Raw genomic sequence first — 13,396 nt, 5'->3', positions numbered from 1 at the left:
CTTCCGGCTTTTCGACCCATCTCCCGCTCATGTGTATCCTCACGGGTCACTCTTCCGGCTTTTCGACCCATCTCCCGCCAATGTGTATCCCCACGGGTCACTCTTCCGGCTTTCCGACCCATCTCCCGCCTAATGTATATCCCTACGATTCACTCTTTCCACTTTCGGGCTCATTTCCCGCCATTCTGTGGTACCCAGTACCACACTTCCGCTTTCCGCCTCGCTTTCCGCCCCGCCTTCCACCAATGCGCGTACCCCCACGGGTCACGCGTTCTTCCCGCTTCTTACGGAGGCGCACCCCATCCGCCATCAACAAACAAAAGCCCCACCCTCGCCATTACGGCAGAGGTGGGGCATTGCTCAAACCTAATTACTTCCTAAACCCAAGCGATTGCATCAGCTTCGTGAAGATCTCCGTGTTCTCGTACACGCCGGAGAACAGCTCCGCGTTCTTGCCTGTTGCTGTAACCGGCACGTCTACTGCTGTGTGGCCGGATGTTGTCCAGTCCACAACGAAGTTCTGCTTCGAGTTCGCGATTGCGAATGGACCGTCTTCCTTCGAGATGTCGTCGCCGCTCTCGTCATCTGCGTTTACCTCTTCAATGGAGAAGCCGCCAGTTTCATGGTCAGCAAGCACAAGCACGAGCGTGTCCGGATTTTTCTTCGCGTAATCCTTTGCAACTTGAACCGCTTTGTCCAGCTGCTGGCCGGCTTTGATCGTCATCTTCGCATTGTTGCTGTGTGCGAATTCGTCTGTTCCTTCTTCTTCAACCATCAGGAAGAAGCCCTTCTTGTTGAGCGAAAGCGTATCGAGCGCTTTCTTCGTCATGTCAGGCAGCGATACGACCGGATTGTAGATGTCGCCTTCGCCCTCTGGACGCTGCTGGAACATTTCTTCGTTGGCGAACAGGCCGAGCAGCTTGCCGCCTCTTGCTTTTGCCAGATCTGCCTTGCTCGATACGAAGTTGTAGCCGAGCTGCTTCGCTTTGTTCACGAGATTGCCTTGCGTACCTTTGGACTTCTCGGACGGATCTTCAGCCGGCTCGTCCTTGAATTTGCCTGGCACGCCTGCAGGGTACCAGAAGTCTTCGCCGCCGCCGAGGATAACGTCGATCTTGCTCTTCGTGAGGTATTGCAGCGCGATATCGCTTTGCAATGCACGGTTCTCAACATGCGCGCCGAAAGCTGCACCAGTCGCGTCCGTTACTTGGCTCGTCGTCACAACGCCAGTCGATTTGCCTGCATCCTTCGCATATTCCATGATCGTCTTCACAGACTTCTTGTTCGCGTCCAAGCCAATTGCACCGTTATACGTCTTCACGCCGCTTGCAAAAGCCGTTGCCGCCGCAGCAGAGTCCGTAACCGGAATCGTCGAACTCGTATGAATCAAACCTACATAAGGCATTGCGTCCATAGCCAGATTGCCCTTCTCACCAACTGTTGCAAGGCGGATGGCATCACGCGCTGCGTTACCCATTCCATCGCCGACGAATAGAATCACGTTTTTCGTTTTCGAAGATGCCGCATCCGCTTGCGTCGATGTTTGAGCAGTGATGCTGCTCGTAATCGCAACTGCAGCCACCGCTGTTACAGCAATCGCACTTTTCATGCCCTTACCCATCCGTTTCATTGTTCTACCTCCTAATAATAGTTACGGGTTTATACTAATCCGTTTCTATTAAGAGGATGTTTTCCTCGTATGTAGGTTTTGTTAATCGGATACATAACTTCCATCAGCATCCAAATTCTCACAATTGCTAGCTGCTGCCGTGAGCGATGTGGACAAGTCTGCATACACTAGCACAAAAGGAGGGATGTCCCCTGAGCAAATTACTAGATGCCCGCACCTCGCAAAATGCGTCGAACGGCAACTCGATCAGCCTTGAGCTGCTTGCCGATACCCCGACTATGATCGGCGTCGTCGGTCTTAACGTCACCGGCGCATCCGGCATTATTCGCGTCCAGCTGGCCGGCATAGCCGCCATAGATATTCCCGAGAAGCTGCCCGGTGGCAAGGTCGTTGCCATCGGCGCCATTAGAGGCATACTGCCAACTGACCCGATTATCGGCTATACCCGCTACGAGCTCAGTCAAGCCGAGTCCGGCGTGAAGATTCTTCATCTGACCGCCTCCGACTATAATGTTCCTTTTCCCGCTTCGCATGAGCTTGTCTACTCGCTCTTCTTATTCTCGTCCGAAGACTGCACGCGTATCGGCCCCGAGAGCTTTAATGCCAGCGCTTTCTCGGATTAACTCACATTTGTGAAACAAAAGATGACTCCCGTCCATACAGGAGTCATCTCGTCATTCTAAGTCGTTCCCGCAGCAGCAATGCCGTTCAATACAGCAGGACCGCTCAGCTCGAACCGATACGAGTAGAACGGATTATCCACGCGGATGAACATCGTGTAACGTATCTGCCCCGCTAAAACATCAGCCGCAGGCGGAAAATCCCCGGCGTTAATGCTTAGCGGCGCTATCGTCAATTGAAGCAAGCTTACATCCACAACCTCTTCCCAAATAACCGTCCCCGAACCGGCAGTCCCCGAACCGCCCCGTTCAACAGTAATCGTTATGAACGAGGCGAGGATAGCCTCTTCTGTTACCTCGATGATATCAGGATCATAGAACTTGGCAACGGATACCGTTCCCGTCAACAATACGCGAACATCGCTCGCATTAATAGAAGCTACACCTGCGGTTTGCAAGCCGACATCGCCGATCAACAGTGGCGTATTCGTCAGCTCTGTATCGCCGCCGCTCATATTCGAGTGCACCGACAACCGCATGTCCAGTATTTGGATAGCCAGCTTGACCACCTCCCTCTCTATAGAATATGATCATCCACTTATAGAGGAAGGGGATAGGAGCGTATTTGTAGAATAGGACGTCAACGAAATAGAGCTGCCGATCCATATCGATCAGCAGCTCGGCACAGCCGACTATATTAGCCTTTCTTTCTCGCGAGGAACAGCGCAACAGCTTGCGGTCGATTCACAGACCCACCATGCGAAGCGATAACGGCAGCTATACTGTCAAACAGGTTCTTCCGGTCATCATCCGGGAGCAGCCGATGACGAGAATTCGTATTCAATAGCGCAATGAAATCTTCCCCACTGCACGGCTCGCTCCAGCTGTACGTCTTCACGACCAAATCCTCGAACAGCCCGCCATTCATCGTAAGGGCAGAACGCTCCTCAACAACCTGTTCAACAGAGGGCATACTCGAATCTACTAATGAAGGTGCATACGCTTGGTAGCACTCCCGAATCCGAACGAACACCTCATCATGCGAAGGCACATGGATCGTCCAGAAGAAAGCAACGGTCCCGTTCTCACGCAGCTGTTCATAGACTTTGCGGTACCCCAGTGCCTGAGGTTCGATAAAATGAAACGCTGTCCCCGAAATCGCCAAATCGAAGTGCTGGCGAGGTCCCTGCCACTCCTCGAAGGAACTATTAATAACGCTATAATTTGGATGGTCTCTAAATTTATGGCGAGTGAATTGCGCTAATTTCTCCCCGAGCTCGATAGAAGTCAGACGGTCATAGCCAAGCTCGATGAAGCCTTTGGTCGCTACGCCCGTTCCGTAGCCGATCTCCAGAATCTCATGCTCCTCCATCAGCTGCGCATACTCCGCGATGTCGAGGAACAGCTGCTTCGGGTAGTCCGGCCGATATTTATCATAGTTGTCTGCAATTTCATTGAACGTATGTTTCCTCTCCATCTGCGAATCCTCCTCCTTCACTTCTAGCCTGCTGAATGCCCGTCACTACGAATAAGACTAAGTCCCGTATACGATTGAATCCGATTCGCATGCTGCCCCGCCACGCCGCAGACATGCTCCAGCATGAAATCAGCGATTGCCGTCCCAATCAGCTCATGCTTCTCGGCGATGCCCGCGTCCGACATAAACAGAGGCACGTCGCTGAACGAGAGATGATTCGCGCCATGGACGCGCACGAAGCATTGATAGCCCCCAAGCACATCGGCAAGCTGACGCTGGCCAGCTATTGTCTCGCTAGCAAGCGATTCCGACCAACCGCTGCTGAGCAGCATTTCGTAGGTAGAGGCATTTTGACGCATAAGCATGACCGGCGTTTTCACTTGCCTTCGGACAGATCCGAGCATATGAAGACTTGGATCGAGCAAAATTCCTGCTTTCACAGAAGCGCTTCTACCAAGTACGTGATATACGGCAGCCCCGCCAAGTGAATGCCCGAGTACGCCAACCTGCTCTATATTCAGCCTGTCTCGAAGCAGCGCGTCCTGCTCGTTCATCACCTCTAGCTGATTCAGTACAAAAGCAAGGTCCTGCACGCGCACGTCCAGCAGCGAGTTCCAGCTCTGCCAATCCGTCACTTGGAGATTCGATAAAGAAGGAAGCTGCGCAATCTTCTCGCCGTCCGGAAATACCGTAAACACCGAATCATAGGTGGCGCCGACGGTCAGCACAACGAAGCCGCTGCGAACCAGCTTCCGCACCGCGAACGAGTACATATCCCGCTCAATGCCGAAGGCTGGCGATAGAATAACGACCGGATAAGGCGGAGCAGAGGTATCGGCATTTGCCCATTCAACATCGTTATAAATATCCGTTTGCAGGGAAGCGATATACGCCGGATCTACGCCATTGCTACGTAAAAAAGCGATCGCAGCCGCTTGGCCCGGCTCGAACAATTGCGGATAAACAGGCAGCGGTATCTTAGCATCCACTTTGGCAGAAGGGTAATAGATACTAATCATAATCCGTCTGGACCCGCGATCCCCGGCAAAAGAATTATCTCTGCCTACGTCTATCAGCAACCTCGTCGTTCGGCCAATTGGCATCGCGGGTTCCCTCCCCTTGTTCCTCTAGTAAGTTCTCCACAGATAGCTTCGTTCCTTTCATACTATTTTAATGTTGCTCTGGTAAGATGGAAAATGTAGCCAACCGTTGAGGGAGTGATATAATCGTGAAAGCAAAAACAGGTATGCTGATCTTGGCGCTCATCGTTACAGCAGCCATGGCCAGCGCTTGCGGAAGCAGCAATTCGGACAACACGAACTCAGGCAGCAGCAGCAATACAACATCTAATACCACCACCACGAACAACTCAACCAACAATAAAGCAGCAGACAGCGCGTCATCTGGGAAAACAGTCGAGATTAAGCTCGGGGCCAAAGATTTCGAGTATGATCAGACGGAGATTCACGTCAAGAAAGGCGAGCATGTGAAGATTACCCTGGCAAGCGATGACGGCGGGCACGGCTTCACGATTCCCGATTACAATGTAGACATTAAAGGCAACGGCAGCGCCGAATTCGATGCAGCGAACGCGGGTACCTTCGAGTTCCACTGCTCCGTGATGTGCGGCTCCGGACACCGCGATATGAAGGGCAAAATTGTTGTAGATGAAGCTTAATAATTAATCATACGTGCAGAATGAGACGCAGATAACCGGACAGGTTGCTGCGTTTTTGCTTTTTCCGCTCGCTTCGCCCGCTATTGTACATATCGCCGACCTTGCCTTATACTAATTAAAATATATATTAATGCATCGGTACGAAGTTGGAGGAGCACCCTTGAGCGAACATAGACCTCGCTATCAAATCATTATCGATTACTATACAGAGCAGATTAGGACCGGGCAGCTGCACGCAGGCGATAAGCTGCCGACCGGACCGGAGATTGCTGAGCAGTTCGGAGTCAGCGCCATTACGGTGACCAATGCGATGCGCCAACTGGAAGCAAGCGGCCTCATTAAGCGGATTAAGAAAGCGGGCACGTTCGTCACCGAACGGCCGGATCTGGCGGATCTTGGACAAGCGGCCGAGTCCAAAGCCGGCGCTGCGTCCGCTTCAGATCATAATGCCACCCCTCTCCTCTCTGTACCTGTGATCTCACTCGTGATGCCTTTTAGCGAAACGGTAGGCTATGAGATCTTTCGCGGGGTGGAAGAGGAATGCGCCAAGCAAGGGCTCTATGTCACCTTCCATAATTCCAAATACGATGACAGCGTCGAACGCAGCATTATCCAGAAGCTGACCAAGGATCGCGTGAGCGGCATTATCGTCTATCCGGTGTCCAGCTACAAGAATATCGACGTGTTCAGCAGCCTTACCATTGAAGGCATCCCGTTCGCCCTCATTGACCGGAATATTGAAGGGCTGGATGCGCCGCTTGTCATCTCCAACAACGTGGAAGCGGGTTATAATCTCACTTCGCATCTGATCAAGCTCGGACATACGCGCATCGCTTTCGTCTGCCAATCGTGGAGGGAAGCCGTGTCCGTCAGCGACCGGTACAAGGGCTACTGCAATGCGCTTATCGAAGCTGGCATTCCGCCATTGCCGGAGTGGCTTATCAACATTGACGAGATTCGCGCCGCTACCGAATACAAGGAGCTGCTCGCAGAGCCTGCGCAAGAAGGCGACTTCATGCTGGCGAGACTGCTCTCGATTGACCCGGCGCCGACGGCTGCCGTTGTCGTGAACGACTATACCGCCACAAGGCTGCTGCGAGCCGCGCTGCAAGCAGACATTGCCGTACCGGAACAGCTGGCCATTACCGGCTTCGATAATCTCTCCTTCACCGAGCATCTGGAAGTGCCGCTGACGACGATCGAGCAGGACTTCTACAGCATCGGCCGAGAGGCCGCGAAGCTCGTCCTAGCCCCGGAGCGAGGACAAGACAGCAGTAACAACAAGCTCGTGCTCAGCACGAAGCTGATTGCCAGACAGTCGACTAGCGCACCGTCTTCACTCCCGTGAACATCCGCTAATTAACGGTTAAACACGATGCCGATAATCCCGTAACCAACAACTTATGCACTCCAACTCCCCCCGTAGCCGCCAGGTCACGGGTTTTTTTGTATATATTTTAATTTACAAGAAAATCGGAAATCGCTATTATTAAAATATATCTTATTCACTATTTAGGAGGTCTCCCCCACTATGACAACGCCAAAAGCGGTCATTCATGTCATCTCGCATACCCACTGGGACCGGGAATGGTATATGCCTTACGAGGCGCATCACGCCAAGCTTATTCAAACGATGGATCAGCTGCTCGACATTATGGATAACGATTCGGAGTATAAGAGCTTCTACCTCGACGGTCAGACAATCGTGCTCGACGACTATTTGCAGGTCTACCCCGAGAAGCGGGAAAAGCTCGTTCAGCTCGTGCAGGAAGGCCGTTTATCCGCTGGACCATGGTACATTCTGCAGGATGAGTTCCTGACTAGCAGCGAAGCGAATGTGCGGAATATGCAGATCGGCCACCGCGATGCTCGGGCATTCGGACCGGTATCGAAGCTTGGCTATTTCCCCGACTCGTTCGGCAATATGGGACAGGCGGCGCAGCTGTGTAAACAGGCTGGCATTACGACAGCCGTATTCGGTCGCGGCGTTAGAGCGACTGGCTTCAATAACAGCGTAGCGGACGCAGGTGACCTCGAATCGCCATTCTCCGAGATGTACTGGGAGTCGCCGGATGGCTCGCGAGTGCTCGGCATTCTGTTCGCCAACTGGTATCACAACGGCATGGAAATTCCAGAGGAGCCGCAAGCGGCGCGCAATTACTGGGACAATGCGATTGCCAATGCGTCGAAGTTCGCATCAACGCCACATCTCTTGTTCATGAACGGCTGCGATCACCAGCCTCCGCAGGCGAATCTATCCGCCGCGCTTCGGACCGCACGCGAGCTGTACCCGGACTACGAATTCATCCATTCCAATTATGATGACTATACGAAGGCTGTGCAGGCTTCCCTGCCTGAATCGCTCAGCACGATTCGCGGCGAGCTGCGCGGTCAGCGGACAGACGGCTGGTTCTCGCTTGTGAATACCGCTTCTGCGCGTGTATACATTAAGCAGCTCAATCAAGAGAATCAGACGATGCTGGAGAAGGTCGCTGAGCCACTCGCGGCATTCGCTCAATCGGCGGGACGTCCGTACCCGCATGGATTGTTGAACTATGCATGGAGAACGCTTATGCAGAACCATCCGCATGATAGTATCTGCGGCTGCAGCGTCGACGAAGTGTACCACGAGATGAAGACTCGCTTCGAGAAGAGCAAAGGCGTAGCCGCATCGGTCATCGCGGACAGCGCCGCTCATCTCAGCGGGCAGATTAATACATCGGGCTTCGCTTCAATCAGCGCAGCTGCTGCGCCATTCGTTGTCTATAGCACAAGCGGCTATAACGCTTCAGGCGTCGTAACGGCAGAGCTTGAACTGGATCGCCGCTACTTCAAGCCAGGAGAAGCACCGGACGCGACTGCAGCAATCGTTGCGGAGCAATCGACAGCGGACGGTTACCTCGTTAACCATGCAGGCGAACGAATTGACTGCACCGTTGTCGATAAAGGCGTTCGCTTCAACTATGATTTGCCGAGCGACAGATTCCGCCAGCCGTATTTTGCCCGCGTCATTGAAGTGACGTTCGAAGCGGCGAACCTGCCTGCGATGGGCTATTCGAGCTTCGCATGGGTGCCGGTTTCTGGGGAAGCTGCTTCGGCTGGTAACGCCCCTGCTTCGCTCATCACGCAGCCGAACACGCTGGAGAATGCTTCGCTGCGAGTCGCAATCGAGGCGGATGGCAGCCTGACGCTGCTTGATAAGCGCACGGGTCAAACCTTCACTGGCCTTGGCTACTACGAGAACGTTGGGGATATCGGCAACGAGTATATTTTCAAACAGCCTAATGGCGATCAGGCGATTACGACGCAAGGAATTCCAGCTAAGATCGTTCAGGTTGAAGATACTGCTTATCGCGCCGCGTTTGAAATTACGCATACGTTTGAAATTCCGGAGAGTGCCGATGAGCGGCTTCAGGCCGAGATCGCAACAATGATTCCATTCCTTGACCGCCAAGCTAAGCGTTCGAGCAAGCTTGTACCGATCACGATTGTGACGCGCGTAAGCTTGAACCGGTCCGAATCCGGCGTCCGCGTACATGCGCGCATTAGCAATCCGGCGAAGGATCAGCGCTTGCGCGTTCTCTTCCCGTCTGATGTTACGGCGTCCACCCACTTCGCAGACTCGATCTTCGAGGTTGCAGAGCGCCAGACGACACCGGAAGTCGAGTGGCAGAACCCAAGCAATTGCCAGCACCAGAGCGCTTTTGTCGATGTGCATCAAGCAGGTCGCGGGTTGACTATCGCGAACAAAGGTCTCAATGAATATGAAGTGCTGCGTGATGGCAGAGGTACGATTGCGGTAACTATGCTTCGCTCCGTTGGCGAGCTTGGCGACTGGGGCGTGTTCGCAACGCCTGATGCGCAGTGCCTCGGCGACAATGAAGCGGAGTGGATGATCATTCCGCATGGCGGCGAAACCGAGCGCTTCGCGGCCTATCAGCAGGCATACGGCTACCAGGTGCCGCTCACCATTAGCCAGACTGGCCAGCACGAAGGCAGCCTCCCTGCCGAGCACAGCCTGCTGAGCTGGAGCACGACAGGCGCATCCGCACTCGCGCTCTCCAGCCTCAAAGTGGGCGAAGACCGCGGCGAATGGATCGCGCGCTGGTACAACTTATCCGGACAGCCGGCCGAGCTGACCGTAAGCTCCCCTTCGCATCGCGAGTTCTATCCGAGCAACATTCTCGAAGAGGCTTCGGAGGCGCGTCTGGGCAGCGGTGATCGCGAATCCGCGACCGTCTCTGTTGGTGAGTTTGAGATTGTTAGCATTGGACTTATCAAATAACTGTTAGATTGTACGCTTAAGGCTGCCGCTTGGCAGCCTTATTCTATTTGTGCAACTTTCGTAGTGCTGGCGCAGTCTAATGGGATATAAATCCTAATAGATGGGTGGAGAGCTATGCTGCTTAAGAGAATGAAATTGCGATATGCGTTGCCGATTATTCAACTCCTTCTCACAGCCGTTTCTGTATGGATGGACCAAAGCATACAACATGGACTTGGCGAGGGAGACAATCAAGTGAGGGCTAATCTCGTCAGCAATGTTGAGTTCTTCTTTAAGCAGCTGCTCGGCTTCGGCGACATCGTCAACTATCATTTCAGAACGCTCACAGTGATATTGGCGTGTGGCGTTTGGTACGGGGTTGGCTATGCGGTGGATCAACTGATGAGGCGTTTCGCGAAATAACTGCAATTATCCACTTATTTTTTGCTATATCAACCAAACAAAAAAGCCGCATCCCCCAAGGGATGCGGCTTTCTTATTCAACGCATGGAGCAATGCAATGTCTTACTTGCTCAGCGTTTCAGTCAACACTGGAACGATTTGCGATTTGCGGGAAACAACGCCCTTCAGAACCGCTTTGTTATCGTCAAGCTTCACGTTGTACGCTGCTTCAACAGCCGAAGCTTTGTTGCCGAGAGCGAGTGCAACGGAGTCGTTGTTGAGGATGTCCGTTACTACGAGCAAGAACAGGTCAAGACCTTTGTCCGCGATGATTTGGTTCAGCGCCGCTTCAACTTCAGCTTGACGGGACAGAACGTCGTTCACGTCAACTGCGTTTACTTGTGCGATTTCCACTTTGGAGCTGCCCATTGTGAATTCTTTCGCGTCGATCGTGATCAGTTGAGCAACTGTCTTCTGGCTCAGGTCCGCGCCGGCTTTCAGCATTTCGAGGCCGTAAACGTCAGCGTCTACGCCAGCGATCGCTGCCAATTCGAGAGCTGCTGCAACGTCTTCCGGCGTGCAAGTTGGCGATTTGAACAGCAAGGAGTCGGAGATGATCGCGGACAGCATCAGACCAGCGATGTTGCTGTCGATTGCGATGCCGTTCTCTTTGTACATTTTATTAAGAATTGTCGCCGTACAGCCCACTGGCTCGCAGCGGTAGTAAAGCGGGTTGCTTGTCTCAAAGTTAGCAATACGGTGGTGGTCGATAACTTCAACAACACGCACCTTGTCGATGTCGCTCGCGCTTTGTTGGCGCTCGTTGTGGTCAACCAAGATAACATTGCTTGCTTCGTTAGCAACTGTCTCAACGAGACGAGGCGCTGCTGCTTTGAACGTATCGAGCGCATATTGCGTTTCGCCGTTCACTTCGCCAAGACGAACTGCTTCAACCTCTTGACCAAGCTTTGTTTTCAAATCCGCGTAAGCAAGTGCAGAACAGATCGTGTCTGTGTCCGGGTTTTTGTGACCGAAAATCAATGTTTTTGACATCATGATGCTCCTTATTGATTAATAGTTTTGAATCCCTATCGGTATTATACATTTTATTGGCTGCAATGCCTATTCCATAACAGCAATTTCATTCACAATTCTACATTTCGTCAATTTTGTCAAAAAGCTCCGGAGCCCGGTCCGCCCGCAGCCGCCGGTCTACCAGATCGAAGATCGCGCTAAGGAAATGCCCGATCTCCTCCTCGCGCAGCGCTCCCAGCACCGGAATCGTCACTGTGAGCTCGCCCCACTGCTGCTTGAAATAAGCTTTCCGCATGGCGTTGCCGCCATCGCGCTTCAGAGGATTGTATGTCCAGCGCAAGTGAAGCGGCTGTCCATCAGCATCACAGACAAGCTTCTGAATCTCCGCATGTGTCGGCCTGACGCGAGCAACAGATCCACGCTATAATGAAAGCACCACCCGAAACGTCGAAAGGATGCTCGTATGACATCTTCCCTAGCATCATACCAATATATCGGCACGCCGAGCGAGTTCGCTCGAAGCCAGCTGTTCCATTGCCTGATCGGCGGATATGATGCGCCCCACGGCGCTTTCGCCTATTATCGCGACTACTATCCCGCCTATGAAATCTTAATCGTTACCCAAGGCAAAGGCAGCTTCAAGCATGCGAACCAATGGATTGATCTCGTTGAAGGCGATTGTCTCATCCATGATATGCGCGTACCGCACGCGTACAAGACCGAAGAGAAGAACCCGTTCGAGATGCATTATCTCGTCTTCGACGGCATTGATATGGAGCATTACTGGCCGAGGCTGTTCGGCGAAGGGGCTTACTCCATGATTCAATCATTGCCTGCTTCGAACAACGAGCTGACCGGGCTGCTCGAACAGATCATTACGCTTATGAAGGATGAAGATACTCCTCAGGAGCTGCCCATCTCTGCGCGGCTCTATCAGTTCTTGCTCGAGTTCTACCATATCAGGCGGCGTGACCTTAGCGGCGGACTAGCTAATTCTGGCTACGGAGGCACGGAGCCCGAATCTCTCCAGCGAGCAAAAGCCTTCATTGATGCGAGCTACTTGACCGTAGAGGATGTGTCGCATCTGGCGGGCATTGCCGGGCTTAGCTTGTACCATTTTATCCGTCAATTCAAGAAGCAATACGGCGTGACGCCCAAAGAATACGTGCAGCTGAAGAAGGTCCATCACGCGAAGCGGCTCCTGATCAGCACTTCCCTCTCTATTAATGAGATCAGCATCCAAAGTGGTTTTGCCAGCTACAATGCGTTTCTGCACGCTTTTCTCAAGGTGGAGCATGACTCGCCGCGCGACTTCAGGCGGAATTTAAGACGCTCATAAGCGGTAAGGCTGACCTCTATCACAAAACAGCAATTTTTGGTGTATAGTCGGCAATCTGCTTTATTTTACACAGCCTCAGTATCCTTTAGAATAAAGGTAAATAAAGCGATCTGCTAATGAGGAGGACGTAATAATGAGCTTGCACGGACTTACAGAAGAACAGCAATTGATGTGGGAACGCGACGGATTTCTTGTCCTGGACAATTTTCTGAGTGAAGACGAAGTAAACCTATACAATAACCGAATCGACGAGGCATTCGTCGAGTTCGAAACGAATAATCGCGTGAACCCGGCAACGGGCCAACTGAATCATGTGAAGCAAATTTGCGGCATCATCGAATACGGCGAAGATTTCTTGCAGCTGATGGAGCATAAGCGGATGATGAACATTATGCGCGACTTGATCGGCAACAGCTTCGTCATGATCGACAACGATGCCCTGCTGAAACCGCCAGGCAAAGTGTCGCACACGAACTGGCACCGCGATACCTCGACGAAGATGTTTATCGGCGAGAAGCAAGTGCCTTGGATGATCAAGGTGTTCTACTTCCTCTCCGATGTTCCTTACGACGGCGGCTGCCTCGCATTCCTGCCTGGAAGCAATAACATGAAGGATGCTGACCTGCCGAAGGTCGAGAAGCAAGAAGATCTGCCTGGACATGCGCGGATGAACGTGAAGAAAGGTACGGCTGTTATTTTCAACGGCTACACGTACCATTCAGCGCTGAACAATCTATCCGATGTGACTCGCCGCTCGCTGATCTACAACTATGCCCAATCCGCCCTTCGCACATGGCCTGGCTATGAGCCGTCGGAGAGAATCCAATCCGAAGCGACAAGCAATATGCGCAAAATGCTGCTTGGCGTATCGCCTTGGATGGCGGACGCGAAAGCGTTCGAGGAAGAGACTGAGGCTGCCGTCGGCAAAATGATGATGGGCTAGTCGTAATT

The 13,396-nt window shown here is 52.7% G+C and carries 13 protein-coding genes; 7 read left to right on the top strand and 6 right to left on the bottom strand.

Annotated elements, in window-relative coordinates; translation table 11 throughout:
* Window positions 1-370 precede the first annotated feature (370 nt).
* Entirely contained in the window at window positions 371-1,630 is a 1,260-nt protein-coding gene (locus AC0YNX_RS25390; protein ID WP_475818487.1) for an alkaline phosphatase, read from the bottom strand.
* Window positions 1,631-1,776: 146 nt separating this feature from the next.
* On the opposite strand from AC0YNX_RS25390, the gene AC0YNX_RS25385 reads away from it, so the two are divergent.
* Window positions 1,777-2,253, top strand: a complete 477-nt coding sequence (locus AC0YNX_RS25385; protein WP_475818486.1) for a hypothetical protein — start codon at window positions 1,777-1,779, stop codon at window positions 2,251-2,253.
* A 56-nt stretch (window positions 2,254-2,309) separates the two neighbouring features.
* On the opposite strand, the gene AC0YNX_RS25380 is transcribed toward AC0YNX_RS25385, so the two are convergent.
* From AC0YNX_RS25380 to AC0YNX_RS25370, 3 genes are all read right to left on the bottom strand, one after another.
* Window positions 2,310-2,789 carry a hypothetical protein gene (locus AC0YNX_RS25380; protein WP_475818485.1) on the bottom strand — a complete coding sequence of 160 codons (480 nt, stop codon included), beginning with the start codon at window positions 2,787-2,789 and terminating at the stop codon, window positions 2,310-2,312.
* Window positions 2,790-2,947: 158 nt separating this feature from the next.
* Window positions 2,948-3,727: a class I SAM-dependent methyltransferase gene (locus AC0YNX_RS25375; protein WP_475818484.1), complete on the bottom strand. Its 780-nt coding sequence runs from the start codon at window positions 3,725-3,727 to the stop codon at window positions 2,948-2,950.
* Between the two features lie 23 nt (window positions 3,728-3,750).
* Window positions 3,751-4,830 carry an alpha/beta hydrolase family protein gene (locus AC0YNX_RS25370; protein WP_475818483.1) on the bottom strand — a complete coding sequence of 360 codons (1,080 nt, stop codon included), beginning with the start codon at window positions 4,828-4,830 and terminating at the stop codon, window positions 3,751-3,753.
* A gap of 125 nt (window positions 4,831-4,955) precedes the next feature.
* Between AC0YNX_RS25370 and AC0YNX_RS25365 the strand changes: the two genes are divergently transcribed.
* The 4 genes from AC0YNX_RS25365 to AC0YNX_RS25350 all read left to right on the top strand — a co-directional run bounded on the left by AC0YNX_RS25365 (window position 4,956) and on the right by AC0YNX_RS25350 (window position 10,092).
* Entirely contained in the window at window positions 4,956-5,405 is a 450-nt protein-coding gene (locus AC0YNX_RS25365) for a cupredoxin domain-containing protein (protein WP_475818482.1), read from the top strand.
* Window positions 5,406-5,565: 160 nt separating this feature from the next.
* Window positions 5,566-6,753 (top strand): LacI family DNA-binding transcriptional regulator, encoded by a 1,188-nt coding sequence (locus AC0YNX_RS25360; RefSeq protein WP_475818481.1) that lies wholly within the window; start codon window positions 5,566-5,568, stop codon window positions 6,751-6,753.
* Between the two features lie 183 nt (window positions 6,754-6,936).
* Window positions 6,937-9,690 (top strand): alpha-mannosidase, encoded by a 2,754-nt coding sequence (locus AC0YNX_RS25355; protein WP_475818480.1) that lies wholly within the window; start codon window positions 6,937-6,939, stop codon window positions 9,688-9,690.
* Window positions 9,691-9,804: 114 nt separating this feature from the next.
* Entirely contained in the window at window positions 9,805-10,092 is a 288-nt protein-coding gene (locus tag AC0YNX_RS25350) for a hypothetical protein (RefSeq protein WP_475818479.1), read from the top strand.
* Window positions 10,093-10,194: 102 nt separating this feature from the next.
* On the opposite strand, the gene AC0YNX_RS25345 is transcribed toward AC0YNX_RS25350, so the two are convergent.
* Window positions 10,195-11,124, bottom strand: coding sequence for a manganese-dependent inorganic pyrophosphatase (locus AC0YNX_RS25345; protein ID WP_475818535.1), 930 nt, complete (start codon window positions 11,122-11,124; stop codon window positions 10,195-10,197).
* A 100-nt stretch (window positions 11,125-11,224) separates the two neighbouring features.
* Complete coding sequence (locus AC0YNX_RS25340) at window positions 11,225-11,446, bottom strand: hypothetical protein (RefSeq protein ID WP_475818478.1); 222 nt, start codon at window positions 11,444-11,446, stop codon at window positions 11,225-11,227.
* A 123-nt stretch (window positions 11,447-11,569) separates the two neighbouring features.
* On the opposite strand from AC0YNX_RS25340, the gene AC0YNX_RS25335 reads away from it, so the two are divergent.
* Window positions 11,570-12,445, top strand: coding sequence for a helix-turn-helix domain-containing protein (locus AC0YNX_RS25335; RefSeq protein WP_475818477.1), 876 nt, complete (start codon window positions 11,570-11,572; stop codon window positions 12,443-12,445).
* A gap of 133 nt (window positions 12,446-12,578) precedes the next feature.
* The gene (locus AC0YNX_RS25330) at window positions 12,579-13,388 is read left to right on the top strand and encodes a phytanoyl-CoA dioxygenase family protein (protein WP_475818476.1); all 810 of its coding nucleotides are present in this window, start codon (window positions 12,579-12,581) and stop codon (window positions 13,386-13,388) included.
* The last annotated feature ends 8 nt before the right edge of the window (window positions 13,389-13,396 follow it).

This window comes from Paenibacillus sp. J31R98 (genome assembly GCF_056269245.1).
Note: the sequence above shows the minus strand (reverse complement) of the source record. Positions and strands in the feature narration are given on the sequence as shown.

What these genes read in the sequence shown, in the direction of transcription:
- AC0YNX_RS25390 (WP_475818487.1), bottom strand. Translation starts at nt 1,630, where the DNA reads ATGAAACGGATGGGTAAGGGCATGAAAAGTGCGATTGCTGTAACAGCG.
- AC0YNX_RS25385 (WP_475818486.1), top strand. Translation starts at nt 1,777, where the DNA reads ATGTGGACAAGTCTGCATACACTAGCACAAAAGGAGGGATGTCCCCTG.
- AC0YNX_RS25380 (WP_475818485.1), bottom strand. Translation starts at nt 2,789, where the DNA reads ATGCGGTTGTCGGTGCACTCGAATATGAGCGGCGGCGATACAGAGCTG.
- AC0YNX_RS25375 (WP_475818484.1), bottom strand. Translation starts at nt 3,727, where the DNA reads ATGGAGAGGAAACATACGTTCAATGAAATTGCAGACAACTATGATAAA.
- AC0YNX_RS25370 (WP_475818483.1), bottom strand. Translation starts at nt 4,830, where the DNA reads ATGCCAATTGGCCGAACGACGAGGTTGCTGATAGACGTAGGCAGAGAT.
- AC0YNX_RS25355 (WP_475818480.1), top strand. Translation starts at nt 6,937, where the DNA reads ATGACAACGCCAAAAGCGGTCATTCATGTCATCTCGCATACCCACTGG.
- AC0YNX_RS25350 (WP_475818479.1), top strand. Translation starts at nt 9,805, where the DNA reads ATGCTGCTTAAGAGAATGAAATTGCGATATGCGTTGCCGATTATTCAA.
- AC0YNX_RS25345 (WP_475818535.1), bottom strand. Translation starts at nt 11,124, where the DNA reads ATGTCAAAAACATTGATTTTCGGTCACAAAAACCCGGACACAGACACG.
- AC0YNX_RS25335 (WP_475818477.1), top strand. Translation starts at nt 11,570, where the DNA reads ATGACATCTTCCCTAGCATCATACCAATATATCGGCACGCCGAGCGAG.
- AC0YNX_RS25330 (WP_475818476.1), top strand. Translation starts at nt 12,579, where the DNA reads ATGAGCTTGCACGGACTTACAGAAGAACAGCAATTGATGTGGGAACGC.